Below are 17,803 nucleotides of genomic sequence, written 5' to 3' on the forward strand. Positions count from 1 at the left end.
ATGATCAGTTACTATCATACTTGTTCTTCCCTAACAACAGAGTTTTACGATCCGAAAACCTTCTTCACTCACGCGGCGTTGCTCCGTCAGACTTTCGTCCATTGCGGAAGATTCCCTACTGCTGCCTCCCGTAGGAGTCTGGGCCGTGTCTCAGTCCCAGTGTGGCCGATCACCCTCTCAGGTCGGCTACGCATCGTCGCCTTGGTAGGCCTTTACCCCACCAACTAGCTAATGCGCCGCGGGCCCATCTGTAAGTGACAGCTTACGCCGCCTTTTAAACTTCTTATTATGCAATAAAAAGTATTATCCGGTATTAGCTCACGTTTCCGCGAGTTATCCCAGTCTTACAGGTAGGTTGCCCACGTGTTACTCACCCGTCCGCCGCTCTTTCCACTACTTTCACCCCCGAAGGGATGAAAGTAGTTTCCAGCGCTCGACTTGCATGTATTAGGCACGCCGCCAGCGTTCGTCCTGAGCCAAGATCAAACTCTCCAAAAAAGTTTGTCAGAATGAACATCAATTCATTCTAATGTCTTAGCTTTTAGAAGTATTACCTTCTATTAATAATGAAAGAAAAACGAGTTTCTTTCTTGACATACTGGTTGTTTTGTTCAGTTTTCAAAGAGCAAATTTCTTGTCACTTGTTAAAAGCGACTTTATTAATATATCATATCGCTAACATCACGTCAACAACTTTTTTAAAGTTTGAATCGATGTTTTTCGCGATAGAATTACATTATATACGAACGTTTCTTTAAAGTCAACAACTTTTTTATATTAAAAAGTAATTAACCTATTCACCAATACGTTTTATTAACTAATACCTTTTTGGCGACAAGGAACATCATACCACCATAATAATAAAAAGTAAATATACTTTTATTTACCAATTTTATCCACTTATATCTTAAAGGTATAGTTCTATATTCAGTTTATTATTCTTCTAAACTAAAGGGATATTTACTAGGATAGTTAGGCTCAAATGAATTGAGAGAACAATTTCATATATAATGTAGAGAATTCTTCAGTCTTGAATCTTCCTCAAAAAGTTTACATATATTTATAACTAAACGATTACCAAAGCATATTATTGATACATTCTTAACTCATTTATGTACTTCAAATAAATGAGCCTATATTTCAATTAAAACATAGGCTCATTAGTCTTATTTAATTAGATGTCTCAATTATTTGATCATCTTTCTTTTTCTATTAGTGAATAGTCCTGCAAAACCTGCCAGCAAGGCTGCGAATCCACCAAGTAGCCAGTTAAATGTTGACGTAGCAGTGTCTGGTAATTTCTCTCCATCGCCGTTACTATTATCATCTACTGAAGTTGTTGTTACAACAGATTCTTCATTAGTATTTTTATTTACTTCTTGAACAATTAAATCTTCATTCTCTGTTCCTCCAGAAGCCTCTACATCATCTACAAAAACACCATATTTTGAGAAGTGAGTAACCGTTGTTGAGATTGTTTGATTATCGTAATCAATTTTTCCTCCGACATTTTCCCACTTACCTGAATCTTCATTGAAATAGAATATTGCTACATCCTCATCAATAAAGTCAGCATTTACATCTAATGTTAGTACATATTGACCTTCAAATTCTTCGTGCCCTTCAGGAAGCTGTAAATCAACATCAACAACATCTCCGGCAGCATTATCGTCGTAAGATTTTGTAATCTTTAAATTTGTTCCTTCAGGTAAATCTTCCGGTAACTGAACGGATATGGATGTTCCTTCAATTCGAACTAACTGATTTGAAGAAACAGCAATAGTCTCATCAAAACTAATATCTTGAACTCGTTCAAATTCCTCTGGATCCGTTGGCTGTTCTTCTCCGCCNTCANCTGGTTCTTCNGGNTCTGTTGGTTGNTCTTCTCCNCCGTCACCTGGNTCTTCTGGNTCTGTTGGTTGCTCTTCTCCACCTTCACCTGGCTCTTCTGGGTCCGTTGGCTGCTCTTCTCCGCCGTCACCTGGCTCTTCTGGGTCCGTTGGCTGCCCTTCTCCGCCGTCACCTGGTTCTTCTGGATCTGTTGGTTGTTCTTCTCCGCCGTCACCTGGCTCTTCTGGATCCGTCGGCTGTTCTCCATAATAATCCTCGTGTTCAAAATACTCTGTTCCCACAGTATAATCATATTCAATAGCACCTGATACTGTAGTAGGATCAGCCCCACCATCCGTAAGTGCTAAGGTGAAAGTATGATCTCCCATAGGAAGTGGTTCCGATGTAAAAGCTAGTGTAATAAGTAATGAAGGAGTACGAATAGAATCATCAAGTCTTACATTATTAGCTTCCATGAAATCTGACAAATGATATTCGAACATATTTTCTTCTGCATTAAAATTAATAAAACCATCTTGATCTAACTCAGAACTATAAACTCTATCACCATTTTCATCAAGGAAAGACCCTGACATATGAGAGTATAATAACGAATTAGATAAATAATCTTCGTTGTCCATATAATGTGCAAATTCATCTGGAACTTTAAAGGTAAAAATTAAATCGTCATGGCTCTCATCGGCATGAATATTTACGTGTACCCCTAAACTGTGCTCTGTATATCCATAATAAGGCATATGGAGAAACGGGCTACGAGACGAATATTCCGTAAATTCCGCTAGATTTTGAGCCTGTGCATACGCTACGGATGTTCCTAGTACATTCTCTTTATCTACCACATTTAGTACATTTGTTGCAACAGGCGTCCCTAATGCTAGAGTTGTTGCAATGGTTAATCCAGCTGCACGATTACGTAATCGCTTTCTACCTTTCTTCTTCATCATTAATTTGTAATCATAACGCTTCACTTTAAAACTCCCACCCTTTTTTCCATTTTTCTCCAAATTTAGTTCCTATATAATAGTAGTAAATAAGTCAAAAGCACGTCAATAAAGCATTGTACCCGTTACTTTTGATTGAATTTAACTAAACCAAATGAAATCACTAAACATTTATACGTATGTATTGACTCTATTATCAGGACTTTATTAACACGATTAATATATCGAACTAGAATAATTAATTTACCTTAACTATATTTCTGTTTAAAATATCAAGTAAAGCAGGAGAATTTTACTATGATTTTCGCGAAAAGTTTACAACAATTCTATTTTTTAAAATAAATAGTCTCCTTTTTGACATATTCCGCTTAGTACCTTTACCCTTATATTAACTACTAAATTGATATAGAATATAGTAGATAAACATATTTCAAAAGTACATATATAAATAGGTGAATAAATTGATACATAATAAAATTAAAGAAGATAACTACAAAGTATTTGCATTACTAAGCAATTACCTGAATAATGCACCTAACTTTATTGATAAAGAAGAAATTGATGAGATTGCTACAAATAGTATATCGGAGGAATATGCATTCGGGGTCATTTTAGCTGCTGCCTTTGGACTGGATATTGTGGAGAATGCTGAGGATAAGGACTTGTTCTACCACTATTTTGATAAGATGTTTCATAAACTGGATCCAGCAGAGTATTATAATAATCCTTATTATAAAAATATCAAGATCCCGACTATGAAAATCGGCAATAGTGAATTGAAGTATGAAAAATATAAACCATTTGAAGGGTTTGTTTGTAATGACATCATTCAAACGGAAAAGGGAAGGCAAATTCCACAAATTGGATTTTTCAATACGGAATTTAAATTTCCGGCGATTTTGGAGAAAGATAGAATCTGGATGACCATCACGCCGAATGAAATAGAAACGATGAAAGAAGCCGTGGAAGGGGCCTTTGGTAATGTTCTAACATACGGACTTGGCCTAGGCTATTACCCGTATATGATTTCTGAAAAAGATAATGTAGAGAGCATTACAATAGTAGAAAGTAATCAAGATGTAATTAATTTATTTAAAAATTATATCTTACCACAATTTAAAAATACCGAAAAAGTAAAGATTATCCAAGTAGATGCCTTTGAATATGCACAAAAGCACATGCCATATGAAAACTATGATTTTGTGTTTACAGATTTATGGCACGATGTTTCGGATGGAATGGACATGTATTTAAAAATGAAAGAATACGAACATCTTTGTCCAAATACGGTATTTTCTTATTGGATTGAAAAGTCTATTTTGTGCTATTTATAATAGGGTAATAACAACGAGAAAATAATATTAAAAAACAGTTCCGCTCCCCAGACCTGGTGAGCGGAACCATTTTGTTCGTTTGAGTATTTTTTATGTGTATTAAGAATCATATTTCGAGGCTATCAGTTCCAACCGATTACTCTCACACTCAGTACGTCTCCACTTTAATATTTGTATTAATTAAGTTAGTACAATTTTCACCAAACGTTGCTTTCCAACGTTGTTTCCATTTATCCGCTTCTGCTCCCGTGTCCGTATATGCGAATAACGTTTCTATGATATCTGGCGATACCGAAAGAGCCCTCACACCTGTTAAAACACTATCATAGATTTCACGTTCATCACGAAAGCCCTCTCCTATAATTTGACATGGACATTCATCATGACGAAACATTTGAACTATCTCTTCTATCGCTTGTTCACCATTACCGGTTAAGTTATCTAATCGATTTACATTCAAAGAAACATATTTCGCTCCTGCATTCGCCGCCATGATTGCTTGGAACGGTGTATAAATGGTCGTTGCTAGAGTTGGGATTTCTTCATCTGTTAATTGTTTGATTGCCTTCATTCCTTCACTAGTTGCAGGAACTACCAGAATACCATTGCCCGAAACAGCTTCCAACAGGTATTTCCCTTCATCCACCATTTCTTCCGCCTTATCACCTATCGCTTGGACAAATATTTCCTTTTTATCACCAATTATCGTACAAATTTCTCGCAACACTTCTAAGTACGGTTTCCCTTCATTTACGAGAATTCTCGGATTTGTTGTTACCCCGGCAATTGGATAATAACCATTTAATTGTTCAATTTTCTTTACATTTACTGTTTCGATATACACTTTCATAGATATGTACCTCCTTAGTAAACTTGGCGTTCCCTTGGGCTTAAGCGAATGCCTTTAGTTGCACTTATGCAGTTAAGAAAGTTTATTTCTTATCTGTGAAATTTAAATAGATATAAACTTCCTTCTATTAAAAGTACGTCTTTCTACTTGTTGTATACCCGAATGGTAGATTTGGAAAACTATTAAGCTTACTAGGGTGGTAATCCGAATCCATCTATATGCTTTACCGTATCTATGAAGAAAAAGTTTCACAACTGCAAAAAAGAGCCCCCTACCACAGGAAGCTCCTACATTTCAATTAATCTACCATTTTAACTTTAACCGGCATTCCAGTTTCTAAAGATTCATTCGCCGCAGCGGCAATTCGTTGTGCCATGATTCCGTCTCGGAAAGAACATGGAACTTCTCCATCATTGCGGATGGCATCGAAGAATTCAGATGTTTCTTTAATGTAAGCATCGTTATATCTTTCAAGGAAGAAGTGTAATGGGTTGTCACCTTTTACTCCATCTTTGGAAGATATTTCAACCGTTGATTCTAGTTCGTTTTGAGCTGTTGCAGCACCATTTGAGCCGAATGCTTCAACACGTTGGTCATAACCATAAACTGCTTGACGGCTATTATCAATAACACCCATTGCACCATTAGCAAATTTCAAGGAAATGATAGCAGTGTCGATATCCCCTATTTTACCAATTTCAGGGTTAACTAAAGAAGCGCCTTGAACATAAACTTCTTCTACTTCTGAGCCTGCGATATAGCGTACCATATCAAAATCATGAATCGCCATGTCCATGAATAGACCACCAGAAGTTGGTATGTAGTCTAATGATGGAGGCTCAGGGTCTCTTGAAGTAACTTTAAGAATGTGTAGATCTCCTATTTCCTTTGATTCTACTAACCTGCGAACTTTCGAGAAGTTGCGGTCAAATCTTCTATTAAATCCGATTTGGAATTTAACTCCAGCTTGTTTTACCGCCTCATACGCTTCAAGAGTCTCCTCATCAGAGAAACTAATTGGTTTTTCACAGAAAATGTTTTTACCAGCTGCAGCAGCTGCTTTAATAATTTCAATATGCGTATTGGTTGGAGAACAAATCATGACTACATTGATTTCAGGGTCATTAATAATATCTTCGTAGTTCTTCGTGATTTCTTCCACACCAGAAGTTTCAAACCATTCACTTAAATGATCAGCGAATACATCGGAAACCATTTTCACACGAACATTGGACATGTTCTTAATGTTATCAATATGTAGTTTACCAATTCTACCAGCGCCAACTACGCCAACAACGATATCTGCCATTTTCATTTCTCCTTTTGACAGAGTTACAGCTTTCGTCTCTTCCAGTTTAGAAAAAAGCTGCTTCTCTCTATAATTTTAAAAGTTTTATATTTTTTTGTTTTAACTTAGGTAGTTGCTCCAAAAGGATACGTTTTTCAACTTAAGTTATGATTACATTTTAATACTGTTAGCGCTTTCGGTCAATATTAATTGTTATATTTCGGTAAACTTTTCATTGATTTTGATTAAGAGTTTATCAATTCGTAAGTTTATTAAATCATCAGATTAATGATGAGAGATTCTTTTTTTGTTAAATCGTTTCCATAGGATTAGTGGAAAAGCTAATTTAACTCATGTATAATTGGCCTTAATTATTGAGAATATCACCGTTTGTATAAGAGCGGGAAATGACTATAAAACTATCTATCTACTAAAGTTAAAAGGAGAATTTGATGATTAAAGCTGTTATTTTCGACTTTGACGGTCTCATTATAGACACGGAAACTGCCTGGTATGATGCATTTAGAGAAACGATGGAGTTATACAATGTAGAACTACCACTTGAAAAGTTTGTTACAAGTATCGGTTCCAATGATATTGCACTCTTTCAATATTTCAAAGAGCAACTAGGGGAAAGATACAATCCAGAAGAAATACAAAATAAAGCAGACAGTATTCATAAAGATAAAATGACTAGTCCACAAGCACGGGACGGGGTACGTGATTATTTAAAAGAGGCAAAAGAATTAAACTATAAAATCGCACTAGCTACTAGCTCTACAAAAGAATGGGTAACCCATTATTTAAAAGAGCTTAATCTCTTACAGTATTTTGATGTTCTTATCACTCAAGACGATGTTGAAAATGTAAAACCGGAACCAGACTTATACCTTAAAGCCATAGAAGCTTTAAACATTAGTCCTAAAGAGGCTGTTGCATTTGAAGATTCACTAAATGGCCTTACATCCGCTCTAACTGCTGGATTAAAGTGTGTCATCGTTCCCAATCCCGTAACCGATGCATTACCTTTTGAAAATCATCATTTACGTCTAACATCCATGTCGGAAATGAATTTACATAATGTCATTCAAGTTATGGAAGAAAAATAGTACAAAGTAGTAAGGCCTAGCTCGTTATAAGCTAGGCCTTACATTATCCTGCTTCAAGTAGATGAGCCTACCCTGTTATTTCTAACTGACATAATGATAAGTAGAAGTACCAACAGAATTCCTACAACCTGTACAATCACTGGAAAAGTAAAAACTTTTATCGTATAAAATTCAATCACAATCGCAAAGCTAATAATTTGCAACAAAGAAAATAAAATCTTATGAATTGGTTCGCGGTTTGATTCTTTTTCAATTACGGTAAAAGCGATATAAGAAAACCCACCCGCTGCAAGTAACATGATAATCCCTACATTATAATAAGGGTAAAAGAAGCTTGGTACACCCGAAAAATCATATGCCATAAGGTATCCTTTTCCAACTACATACAACATAGCAAAAACAATTATTGCGAATAACTGATACATTACTCTTCTATTCAAAAATATCCACTCCTTATCAATTAAAGAACAATGTTTTTTCTTCATGTCCCTTCTCATTTTTGATAAACAGTTTTCCCTTATTCATTCGAATCAATACTAATTGGAATTAAGTTATTACATTATATGACACACGTATGTTCCTAGAATGGATTTCATTTTTCCCCGCATTATTTACATTCATCGAGTCATTTAAAAGTACTGCATTGGTAACTTCTTTCTTCTTTTACATTCCAGTTATCCTATCAAGCCAAACCGGGTAAAAAGTACCTCTATTCCTTCTTCTACCATTGGTGTTAAAATGTAAAAGTGAAAAACTGACTTAAAGGAGTAGGGGATTTTGCAAAAATTACTAAACATCATTACCCTTTTTATCATTCTGTTAGCTGGCTGTAGTGTGGAAGGGGCTGGGTTAGATACCGATTTAACGAATGAAGATTCGGTAGACGTGGCAGTGGAAAATGCGGAAACACAAGATGAGCGGGTAGCGGAGGAAGTAAAACCACCAGGGGATGAAGCCTTTCATGCCGATTCGAAAAAAGATCAAGAGAGCGATACCGATAAAAAACTAGTAAACGTTCAATTAGTGAAACCAATTGATGGCGACACCATAAAAGTGAACATCGATGGCAAAGAAGAAAATGTACGTTTTTTATTAGTTGATACTCCCGAAACAAATCACCCGCGTTTAGGGGAACAGCCCTTTGGACAGGATGCGAAAAGTTTTACTAGCACAATGGTTCAGAGTGGACAAGTACAATTAGAATTTGATATTTCACATCGAGATAAATATCAAAGATTGTTAGCTTATGTCTATGTCGACGGCGTTTCCGTGCAAGAGGAATTATTAAAAAATGGATTGGCGAGAGTCGCATATATTTATGAGCCTAACACGAAATATGTAGACCAATATGATGCATTACAAAAGAAAGCACAGAAACAAGCTGTTGGGATATGGAGTGTAGAAAACTACGCAACAGACCGGGGCTTTGACGAATCTGTTTTCACCTCTTCCGAAGAAAAGAAGGAACCTTCTAGTAAATCCAGTAGTTGTGATATTAAAGGAAACATCGCAAAAGACGGAGAGAAAATCTATCATATGCCCGACCAACAATTTTATAAAGTAACGAAACCGGAAGAAATGTTCTGTTCCGAACAAGAAGCTGTGGATGCCGGGTTTAGAAAATCAATGCGATAATGGAACATTATTAAATACTTCTTCATCTATTAAGCTGTGAGACCATCTCTCATGGCTTGTTTGTATTTATCTCTTCTTCTATAGTTTTCACAAACAGGTGACAGTTTCCCTATTTTTTAGCAATTAATAGTAAATTATTACCATGATAACACAAACATAATTTTATATAATTTTATTGTATGATAGTTTTACGGGAAGATAAAAAATATCTTCCCGGCCCAAAGGAGAACATATGAAGTACTACGGAAGGTTCATTTTATTAATTTTATCGTTGACTTATACGTTGATATATTCGATAGTAGGAATAGTTGAGATTATCCCTTTCACTATCTTCATAATCATACATGCAGGTTTTTCATGGTTTATCGGAAGTTGGTATGATAAGTTCAAATACCTATCCTATCACGACCCGCTAACCGGTGTTTACAATCGTAGGTATGCCTACATCTTTTTTGAAAAGCAGTTTAAACGAGCAAAACGCAAGAATGAGAGAATAGGAATTTTAAATATTGATATTGATGATTTTAAAGTGATCAATGATTCCTATGGCCATAATTATGGTGATTTCATTTTACAGGAATTATGCAATCTGATTATGAGGAATATTCGCAAAGAGGATATTCTCGTTCGCTGGGGCGGCGATGAATTTATTGTATTATTGTATAATATGGATTGTACATCTGCGCAAATCCTCATGAATCAAATCAACGAGTCGATTAAGGCTGAATTGAATAATTGTCAAGAATCCAATAAGCCGGATATGACACTATCCATCGGGCATTCCATTTATCCAGAAGATGGACAAACTATTTCAAAATTATTATCGATTGCCGATAAAAGAATGTATAGAATAAAATCTAAAACGAAAGAAGTTAGTTCATCATGAATCAAGTACATTCCCACCGTCCTATAGCCAATTGGAACGAGATCCATCGGGCTAATCTAATTATGATTAGTGAGGGAAAAATATGAAGAATACATCTTTAATACAAGAGGAAAAAAGAGCGACTCTATTATTTATGTGGTTATTTTATATTGTATTCTTTTTGTATGATATATTTTACTTTAATTTTTACCCCTTATTTCCTTGGATTTCAGAAGTTATACCAGATACTGTATGGTATTATCTAAATTACATAAAATATATTTTTATACTCTGCATTATTCCCATTTCCGTCTATTTAATTAAAAAGGAAAAACCTGAAAAGGTAAAATATATTATCGTTATCACGTATATAATTACTAACCTAGTAACTGATATTTATTATTATTTTGGTAGTGCAGATACTTATTCTAGTGGAAATTTAGTAGAGTTAGTTATTATTTTGTTTTCACCTGTATTTATTAATAAACGATTTTATTATCTTGTTGCATGGGGATTAATATTAAAATACGTATTGGTTGGATTAATCGTTCAAGATCTAGTCGTATTGTTCCCTGTTATTATTATCATCATAATGGACATTATTGCTTTTGTTCTGCTTCATCGGTTCTTAAGCTACGTAAGGGCACTAAAAGTTTCCTTCGACGAACAATTAGCAGGGATTGTAAAAGGCGTAATTGCAACACTAGAGTTAAAAGATCCGTATACTCGTGGACATAGTGAGCGTGTAGCAGAATATGCAGTAAGTTTAGCAAAGGCTGCAGGTAAAGTTAAAACATCTGATTTAAATCATTTTTATTATGCATGCCTATTACATGATATTGGAAAAGTGAATATACCAGACTCTATTTTGACAAAATCTGGTAAACTAACAGATGAAGAATATGAGGTCATTAAAACCCATCCGGTTGTGGGAGCAAAAGCAATTGAGGATGTGGAAGGAATTGCTGATAATATTGCAGTAGTTTATCATCACCACGAAAGATGGGATGGTAAGGGGTATCCAGACGGACTTGTGGGTGAAGAAACACCTCTTGTTGCTAGAATCACAGCGATTGCAGATGCCTTTGATGCAATGACTTCCACAAGGTCCTATCGACCAGCACTTCCTTTTGAAGAAGCTTATAAACGGGTTCTCGATGGAAGTGGGACACAATTTGATCCGGAATTAGTAGAATCCTTTAAAAATGTGTATCCGGATTGGATAACAATCTCTAAAAAGTATTGTAAAAATCAAATGGTAAAGGAGGGGAGCAAAAATGAAAATCCGCAAACTTAAAAAAGTGAAAGCAACATGTTGGTGGTGTTTCCTAGTACCAAAGTTTTAAGTGGTACTACATATAGGATGCTAGAATCGTAGCATCCTATTATTATTTCTAAAAAAGTGGTGGTGAAAAGTTTGAAATTAACTTTACAATCGCAAATCACTCTATATCCTTTATCCATTCAAAAAGATAAGAAGAACTATATCGTGGAAGAACCTATTTCTGGCGACTTTTTTGAAATGCCAGTCATTTGTATTGATGCGATTGAAAGGATAAATGAGGGTCAACGATTAGGTGAAATCGAAAATGAGTTGCGCGAAAAATACCCGAACGAAAAAGTGAATATGATTGAGTTTGGCGAACAGCTAATCGAATTAGGTCTAGTTCAAAAGGTAAATGGGGAAAAAGTCAAACAAACAAAAGAAACCCAATCTTCAGGTGGATTTACATGGATCCTCCCTCAAATTGGACGTTTCTTTTTTAATCGAGTGACGAATAAAATTTATCTCATTTTATTATTAATCAATGTTTCGCTTTTCGTGTTGAACCCCCAACTCTTCCCCCATTATCAAGATATATTTCTGTTCGACTCGATGATGCTCAATATCGTCACCTATATGTCTATCTCTCTATTTTTTATCATCATTCATGAATTCGGGCATATCCTTGCCATCCGTTCACACGATTTACCTACTAAATTGGATATTGGGAATAGACTTATTTTTGTCGTTTTTGAAACAGATTTAACTTCAGCTTGGAAACTGGAACCGAAGCAAAGAAATATTCTATATTTTGCCGGGATGTCTTTTGAACAAACGTTTGTTTTTATCGCACTAATGATACAACTCCTCTTTCCGGAAGCAAATGCTATTTTTATAGGAATCCTTGGTATTATCATATTCGATATATTTATTAAAACCTTGTACCAATGTTGTTTCTATATGAAAACAGATATCTATTATTTCGTTGAAAATATGACAGGATGCTATAACTTGATGGAAAGCGGGAAGCAATTTTTGAGTAAGTGGCTGCCATTTTTAAAGAAGGATTCAAGTGATACAGAGGCATTCGAAGGAGAATACAAGATTGTACGTATGTATAGCGTATTTTATATCGCCGGCATTTTGTTAACGCTTTGCCTATTTGTCTTTTACTTTATACCACAGGCTTATTACGCTTATTCGCAAGTAATTTCTAATTTACTTAAGGACACAACACCAGCCGCATTTTGGGATGCCGTAGCCTTTCTCGGACAAACAGTGCTTTTACTAACTTTATTTCTATTGAGACGGAGGGGACAGTCCCGCGTCCCATTTTCTGGTAAAGAATAAATAGATTGATAAAATGATGGAAAATACTGGAGGCGTTATTCTTGAGACCTAATCTGACAAAAGAAATTAGCATTAAAGAATTCAAGGATTATTATTGGTTGAAGGAAGAATTACAAACATTTTGCAGGGAGAATCGAATTAGTCCATCCGGTTCAAAAATAGAGATTGCCAACCGAATTGAAACATTTCTTCGGACAGGAGAAATTAAGAAACCAATTAGAACATCAAGAATAAACAAAAAGATGGAACCGAAATCCGAACTAAGCCTTGATACAGTCATTACAGAAAGCCACCGTTGTAGCCAGGATGTAAGAGCGTTTTTTAAGACAGTTATCCCGAAGTTTCATTTTTCCACCTATATACAAAATTACTTTAAAAATAATGTTGGAAAAACATATCGTGATGCTGTAAATGCTTGGTATGAGGAAGAAAAGCGAAAAAAAGATCCCTCATATAAGAAAAGTATTGCTCCTCAATTTGAATACAACCAATTCATTCGTGATTTTTTTGCAGACCCAAAAAATCAAGGTAAGAGCCAAAACGAAGCGATTAAAGCCTGGAACAATATCAAAAAGCTTCCTGGAAGTAATAAATATATTCCCGAATAATATTTTTCATCAACACTGTATTCCACATTCAAAGTTTGTATCCAGAAGTTTTTCTATATTAAATCTAAAGTTTTTTAGGAGGTCAAATATGAACTTTTTAGAATTGCCAAAAATAGAACTTCACTGCCATTTGGATGGAAGTCTTAGGGCTGAAACTATTATCGATATTGCCAAGAAAGAAGGGATTCAGCTCCCCTCTTTTAATAAGGAGGGATTAGAAGAGAGGCTGATAGCTCCATTAGAATGCGAATCTCTAGATGAGTATTTAGAAAGATTTTCTCTTCCAAATTTAGTCATGCAGTCCAAGGAAAGCTTAAGAAGAATAACCTTTGAGCTATTTGAGGATGCAGCAAGGGAAAATGTAAAATATTTAGAAGTTAGATTTGCCCCATTACTTCACACCTTAAAGGGTCTTGATGTGGAAGAAGTCATTCAAGCTATTATCGAGGGGATGAGGGAAGCTGAAAGTTGTTACGAAATAAAAGGAAATATAATCCTCTGTTGTATGAGGACGATGTCTGTAGATCGCGCATTTGAGGTAGTTGAAAAGGGCAAACAGTTCCTTGGAAAAGGTGTGGTGGCCATTGACCTATGTGCATCAGAGGAAGAAGGCTTTTGTCACAGTTTCATAGATCCGATTCGCTTAGCTAAAGAATATGGCTACAGAGTCACTATTCATGCTGGTGAAGCAGGGATTGGTAGGAACGTTCTAGAAGCCGTTGAACTGTTGGGTGCTGAAAGGATAGGACACGGAGTATTTATTAAAGATTGTATTGAGGCTTATGAAATCGTGAAGGAAAAACAAATAGTACTTGAAATGTGTCCGACAAGTAATATCCAAACAAAAGCTGTTCATCATTATTCGGAACATCCAATTTATAAGTTTCATCAAGACGGAATAAAAGTGACGATTAATACGGATAACAGAACCGTCTCCAATACTACAATGGAAAAAGAAATCTATTTGGTTAACAATGAATTTAATCTAGGTGAGGAAGATTACCGGCAAATTTATTTAAATAGTGTAGAAGCATCCTTTGCCGACCATGAAACTAAGAACTGGTGTCTGACTTTTTTGAGTTAGTCTTAACGGAGGATGACAAACCTCCCCTTCCCAAATGACAGAAAATATGATAGTATCTGATTAAATCAAATAACGTGACCACAAGGGGAGCGAAAGCTGAGAGGGAACAATTTGTTCTTACCCTTTGAACCTGTTAGTTAATTCTAGCGTAGGGATGTGGTGAATAGTTTACTAGTTATTTTATGTGCAATCTATCTAGTAGGCTAGGTAACTATGTCTTCCTTTTGGTGCGTTAAAACACAATGAGGAGGCTTTTTTTATGAAAAAATTAGGTTTACAGACGCTAATTGAGGTGGCCATTTTTGCAGCACTTGCTCTCGTGCTCGATTTATTGCCATCACTCCGTATTGGTCCATCCATCTCGATTTCCTTTGCCATGGTGCCGATATTCATCATCGCATTCCGCAGAGGATTCCTAGCAGCAATTATTAGTGGGTTCCTATGGGGACTACTACAAATTGCTATTGGAGAAGCATGGATTTTAACACCATTACAAGCATTTATCGAGTATTTCATAGCATTTGCATGTGTTGGTTTTGCAGGACTATTTATCAAACCTATAAAAAATAACTTAAGGAGCAAAAATAGGAGTAGGGCAATGACATGGATTGTTGTCGCAACATTTGTAGGGGGATTTGCCCGTTACTTCTGGCATTTCCTTGCAGGTATCGTTTTCTTCAGCGAATATGCAATTGAAGCAGGACAGGCACCGGTTATTTATTCTTTAATTATGAACGGAATCACTTACATCTCTTCTGCTATCGCATGTTCTATTGTATTAGTTTTAGTGCTCTCTAAAGGTTCTAGATTGATTACATCTGTGGGTAGAGAGAATAACAATAAACGAGCAGCATGAGCCGTGGGGACAGTCCCCATGGCTCTCTATTCCCTATTCCCAATATGGGCTTTTACTTTTACTTCTGCATAACGTTTGAGATCCTGTTCTTTGGAGAAAATCGTACCAAGGTACCCTCCAAGAAATCCTAATGGCACACTAACTAGTGCTGGGTTTTCTAATGGGAAAATTGGGTTTCCAACAAATAACGCAGCTCCCGCTTCTGGTGCGAAAACACTGGGACTCATTGATACTAAGACCAATGCGGAGATTAGTCCGAATAATACTGCGGAGATTGCACCTGTCGTATTAAACCGCTTCCAATAAATCGTATAAAGAATGACAGGTAAATTGGCACTAGCTGCAATACAAAAGGCAAGAGAAACAAGGAATGCAACATTAAGGGTTTGCGCGCCTAAGGCTAAAATAATCGATAACACCGACACCGCTAACGACGCATAACGTGCAGCCAGCATTTGCTCCCGGTCCGTTACTTTCCCCTTTTTTATTATTTGACCGTAAATATCATGGGCAAAAGCGGAAGCTCCAGATAATACTAGACCCGCCACAACGGCTAGAATGGTAGCAAATGCTACGGCAGATATGAAGGCGAATAAAATGTTCCCTCCGATTGCTTCTGCAAGTAGCGGTGCCGCCATATTTCCACCAGGGTTAGCCGCAAGAATTTCACTTTGCCCAACATAAATAGCAGCTCCAAAGCCTAAAAATAACGTAAGAATATAAAAGATGCCAATCGTCCAGGTCGCCGTAATAACTGAGCTTCTAGCTGTTTTCGCATCTTTTACCGTAAAGAAACGCATCAAAATATGTGGTAAACCGGCTGTACCAAGAACAAGAGCAATCATTAAAGAGATTGTTCCCAATGGATCATCGTATTTTAATCCCGGTTCTAAATAAGCTGCACCATGACTTGTAGCAGTTTTTACTTCGGTAAACATGGCGGCTATATTAAAATCAAATTTCCAAAGGACAAGAAATGCCATAATGACCATTCCCGCCATTAACAGGACAGCTTTTGTAATCTGTACCCAGCTCGTCGCAATCATTCCTCCAAAAAGCACGTAAATAGTCATCATGACACCTACAATTAAGACGGCAATCCAATAATCAATTTCAAATAATAATTGAATAAGTGCCCCTGCACCAACAAGTTGCGCAATCATATAAAACAAAACGATTGTAATCGTACTAAGCGCAGCCGCACCCCTAATCTTTTTTGAATCAAAGCGCGAATTTATCATATCAGCAAGTGTATATTTCCCTAAATTACGTAAAGGCTCCGCTACTAAAAACAAAACAACTAAATAAGCGATTAAAAATCCAATACTATAAAAGAATCCATCAAAGCCGTTTAACGCAATCGCCCCAGCTATTCCGAGAAAGGAGGCAGCTGATAAGTAGTCACCGGCGATGGCTAATCCATTTTGCCAACCAGTCAATCCTCCACCAGCTGTATAGAAGTCGCCAGTGGATTTAGTATTCTTTGCAGCATAATACGTAATCACTAAAGTTAGAATAACGATAGCAAGGAAAAGGGTGATAACTATTGGGTCCATTAGGCATTTCCCCCTTTTTCAATTTGATCATTGATAATAGCTTTAACTTTTTCATCAAAGGAGTTTGCCTTTTTCACATAAATCGTACATAGCACCCATGTCATCACAAATTGAGCAACTGCAAATATCCAAACCCATGAAATATCACCGAATGCGGGTGTGTTCAGAAAGGTGGTGTAAGACGTACATATAGGAAGCAAAAAATAAAAGACGAGAAAAAAAACGGTCATTGGTAAAATAAATTTCCTTTTTACCTTCATAAAACTTTTAAATTGCTCACTTTCTACAATTCTTTCATAATCTACTTTATTATTTCCATGTGATTCAGCCATCCAATACCTCCCTTTATTTTTAGAATAAAGCTTAAATGAAACACACTCCCTCCTCTTGAAATTAACACCACACTTATGATTTATGAATATTTCATTTAAAATATGATAAAGAAAACGAGCCATGGGGACAGGTTCCTCGTCCCACTAGGTTCATTAATCCTTATTTGTTCATACTTCATAGTTACCATAGTGCTCTAACCAAAAAAACAGACAAACTACAAAAGTTTGCCTGTTTTTAAGTCATTACTTTTTATCCTTAAATTCTATTTTTGTGGAATCTTTAAATTTAATTTCTAGCTCCATTTCCTTGTAATTTGTCTCCAGGGAAAATGCATCTAATGCTTGTTGAATAGCGTCTTCTTTACTCGTATCCTGTTTGATAGTGAGCTTTTTAACATTTGGATAAATTTCGTCAAATGCTTCTTGTCCGTTAATATGAACTCCATTAATTTCATCCTCTAAATCCGCTTCTACGTTACCGTTTTGATTTTTTTCTAAACTTGCTTCATAATCTTTATTCCCATCATATTCAACAGATAACTCAAAATCAATATAATCTAATTCATCCATTTTAGCTTGCATATCTCCAGCTTCATTGTTATTGTCTGTTGTTGTTTCATTGGTATCATTACCGGCTTGTTCATCGACCTCATTGGTATCTTGTTCTGCGTCATTCGTAACATCGGTATCGGTATCCTGATTAGCGTTCGTATCATTATTATTGTTATCGCCACCGCCACATGCTACTAAAGTTAAAGTTACGATGAGTATTGCTGCAAGAAATAAAATTCTTCTCATATTTTTTGCCTCCTGTTTTAATCTATATAGAGTAATCTTCCCATTTTTATCAAAAATTAACCCAAAGAAGTTCTAGATTAAA

General features: G+C 36.0%; 16 protein-coding genes, 1 rRNA gene and 1 riboswitch. Of the genes, 9 read left to right on the forward strand and 8 right to left on the reverse strand.

The features are described from left to right. Both A9178_RS10110 and A9178_RS10115 read right to left on the reverse strand, forming a co-directional pair. Positions 1-498: ribosomal RNA gene (locus tag A9178_RS10110) — 16S ribosomal RNA — on the reverse strand; the annotation flags it as partial. A gap of 689 nt (positions 499-1,187) precedes the next feature. Further along, positions 1,188-2,795 carry an LPXTG cell wall anchor domain-containing protein gene (locus A9178_RS10115; protein WP_483310464.1) on the reverse strand — a complete coding sequence of 536 codons (1,608 nt, stop codon included), beginning with the start codon at positions 2,793-2,795 and terminating at the stop codon, positions 1,188-1,190. Positions 2,796-3,253: 458 nt separating this feature from the next. On the opposite strand from A9178_RS10115, the gene A9178_RS10120 reads away from it, so the two are divergent. Next, a complete protein-coding gene (locus tag A9178_RS10120; RefSeq protein WP_231889820.1) occupies positions 3,254-4,126 on the forward strand; it encodes a spermine/spermidine synthase domain-containing protein in 873 nt (290 codons plus the stop codon). Positions 4,127-4,274: 148 nt separating this feature from the next. Here the strand turns inward: A9178_RS10120 and A9178_RS10125 are convergent, their stop codons facing one another. Further along, positions 4,275-4,976, reverse strand: a complete 702-nt coding sequence (locus A9178_RS10125; RefSeq protein WP_068674918.1) for a transaldolase family protein — start codon at positions 4,974-4,976, stop codon at positions 4,275-4,277. A 298-nt stretch (positions 4,977-5,274) separates the two neighbouring features. Beyond that, a complete protein-coding gene (gene iolG, locus A9178_RS10130) occupies positions 5,275-6,285 on the reverse strand; it encodes an inositol 2-dehydrogenase (protein ID WP_068674921.1) in 1,011 nt (336 codons plus the stop codon). Between the two features lie 431 nt (positions 6,286-6,716). Between iolG and A9178_RS10135 the strand changes: the two genes are divergently transcribed. Then, positions 6,717-7,373 carry an HAD family hydrolase gene (locus tag A9178_RS10135; RefSeq protein ID WP_060669110.1) on the forward strand — a complete coding sequence of 219 codons (657 nt, stop codon included), beginning with the start codon at positions 6,717-6,719 and terminating at the stop codon, positions 7,371-7,373. 53 nt (positions 7,374-7,426) lie between these two features. On the opposite strand, the gene A9178_RS10140 is transcribed toward A9178_RS10135, so the two are convergent. Then, complete coding sequence (locus A9178_RS10140; protein ID WP_060669109.1) at positions 7,427-7,813, reverse strand: hypothetical protein; 387 nt, start codon at positions 7,811-7,813, stop codon at positions 7,427-7,429. Positions 7,814-8,150: 337 nt separating this feature from the next. On the opposite strand from A9178_RS10140, the gene A9178_RS19560 reads away from it, so the two are divergent. The 7 genes from A9178_RS19560 to thiT all read left to right on the forward strand — a co-directional run bounded on the left by A9178_RS19560 (position 8,151) and on the right by thiT (position 15,035). Next, the gene (locus tag A9178_RS19560) at positions 8,151-9,008 is read left to right on the forward strand and encodes a thermonuclease family protein (protein ID WP_068674923.1); all 858 of its coding nucleotides are present in this window, start codon (positions 8,151-8,153) and stop codon (positions 9,006-9,008) included. A 232-nt stretch (positions 9,009-9,240) separates the two neighbouring features. Further along, on the forward strand, positions 9,241-9,894 hold the full coding sequence (locus tag A9178_RS10150) for a GGDEF domain-containing protein (RefSeq protein WP_068674925.1): 654 nt from the start codon (positions 9,241-9,243) through the stop codon (positions 9,892-9,894). 82 nt (positions 9,895-9,976) lie between these two features. After that, entirely contained in the window at positions 9,977-11,170 is a 1,194-nt protein-coding gene (locus A9178_RS10155; RefSeq protein ID WP_068674927.1) for an HD-GYP domain-containing protein, read from the forward strand. Between the two features lie 120 nt (positions 11,171-11,290). Then, a complete protein-coding gene (locus A9178_RS10160; protein WP_060667639.1) occupies positions 11,291-12,487 on the forward strand; it encodes a hypothetical protein in 1,197 nt (398 codons plus the stop codon). A gap of 41 nt (positions 12,488-12,528) precedes the next feature. Next, complete coding sequence (locus A9178_RS10165; RefSeq protein ID WP_068674930.1) at positions 12,529-13,095, forward strand: DUF6434 domain-containing protein; 567 nt, start codon at positions 12,529-12,531, stop codon at positions 13,093-13,095. Positions 13,096-13,183: 88 nt separating this feature from the next. Further along, positions 13,184-14,179, forward strand: a complete 996-nt coding sequence (add, locus tag A9178_RS10170; RefSeq protein ID WP_068674932.1) for an adenosine deaminase — start codon at positions 13,184-13,186, stop codon at positions 14,177-14,179. 73 nt (positions 14,180-14,252) lie between these two features. Next, positions 14,253-14,351: riboswitch (TPP riboswitch) on the forward strand. A gap of 87 nt (positions 14,352-14,438) precedes the next feature. Next, positions 14,439-15,035 carry an energy-coupled thiamine transporter ThiT gene (gene thiT / locus A9178_RS10175; protein WP_060667642.1) on the forward strand — a complete coding sequence of 199 codons (597 nt, stop codon included), beginning with the start codon at positions 14,439-14,441 and terminating at the stop codon, positions 15,033-15,035. 26 nt (positions 15,036-15,061) lie between these two features. Here the strand turns inward: thiT and A9178_RS10180 are convergent, their stop codons facing one another. From A9178_RS10180 to A9178_RS10190, 3 genes are all read right to left on the reverse strand, one after another. Beyond that, positions 15,062-16,591: a solute symporter family protein gene (locus A9178_RS10180; protein WP_068674934.1), complete on the reverse strand. Its 1,530-nt coding sequence runs from the start codon at positions 16,589-16,591 to the stop codon at positions 15,062-15,064. Beyond that, positions 16,591-16,923 carry a DUF485 domain-containing protein gene (locus A9178_RS10185; RefSeq protein ID WP_068674935.1) on the reverse strand — a complete coding sequence of 111 codons (333 nt, stop codon included), beginning with the start codon at positions 16,921-16,923 and terminating at the stop codon, positions 16,591-16,593. The genes A9178_RS10180 and A9178_RS10185 overlap by 1 nt, the downstream gene beginning before the upstream one ends. A 243-nt stretch (positions 16,924-17,166) precedes the next feature. Then, entirely contained in the window at positions 17,167-17,721 is a 555-nt protein-coding gene (locus tag A9178_RS10190) for a YusW family protein (RefSeq protein WP_068674936.1), read from the reverse strand. Positions 17,722-17,803: the final 82 nt, after the last annotated feature.

Source organism: Oceanobacillus sp. Castelsardo, assembly GCF_001659985.1.
Lineage (GTDB): Bacteria > Bacillota > Bacilli > Bacillales > Amphibacillaceae > Oceanobacillus.

What these genes read in the sequence shown, in the direction of transcription:
- A9178_RS10150 (WP_068674925.1), top strand. Translation starts at nt 9,241, where the DNA reads ATGAAGTACTACGGAAGGTTCATTTTATTAATTTTATCGTTGACTTAT.
- A9178_RS10155 (WP_068674927.1), top strand. Translation starts at nt 9,977, where the DNA reads ATGAAGAATACATCTTTAATACAAGAGGAAAAAAGAGCGACTCTATTA.
- A9178_RS10125 (WP_068674918.1), bottom strand. Translation starts at nt 4,976, where the DNA reads ATGAAAGTGTATATCGAAACAGTAAATGTAAAGAAAATTGAACAATTA.
- add (WP_068674932.1), top strand. Translation starts at nt 13,184, where the DNA reads ATGAACTTTTTAGAATTGCCAAAAATAGAACTTCACTGCCATTTGGAT.
- A9178_RS10180 (WP_068674934.1), bottom strand. Translation starts at nt 16,591, where the DNA reads ATGGACCCAATAGTTATCACCCTTTTCCTTGCTATCGTTATTCTAACT.
- thiT (WP_060667642.1), top strand. Translation starts at nt 14,439, where the DNA reads ATGAAAAAATTAGGTTTACAGACGCTAATTGAGGTGGCCATTTTTGCA.
- A9178_RS10185 (WP_068674935.1), bottom strand. Translation starts at nt 16,923, where the DNA reads ATGGCTGAATCACATGGAAATAATAAAGTAGATTATGAAAGAATTGTA.
- A9178_RS10190 (WP_068674936.1), bottom strand. Translation starts at nt 17,721, where the DNA reads ATGAGAAGAATTTTATTTCTTGCAGCAATACTCATCGTAACTTTAACT.
- iolG (WP_068674921.1), bottom strand. Translation starts at nt 6,285, where the DNA reads ATGGCAGATATCGTTGTTGGCGTAGTTGGCGCTGGTAGAATTGGTAAA.
- A9178_RS10135 (WP_060669110.1), top strand. Translation starts at nt 6,717, where the DNA reads ATGATTAAAGCTGTTATTTTCGACTTTGACGGTCTCATTATAGACACG.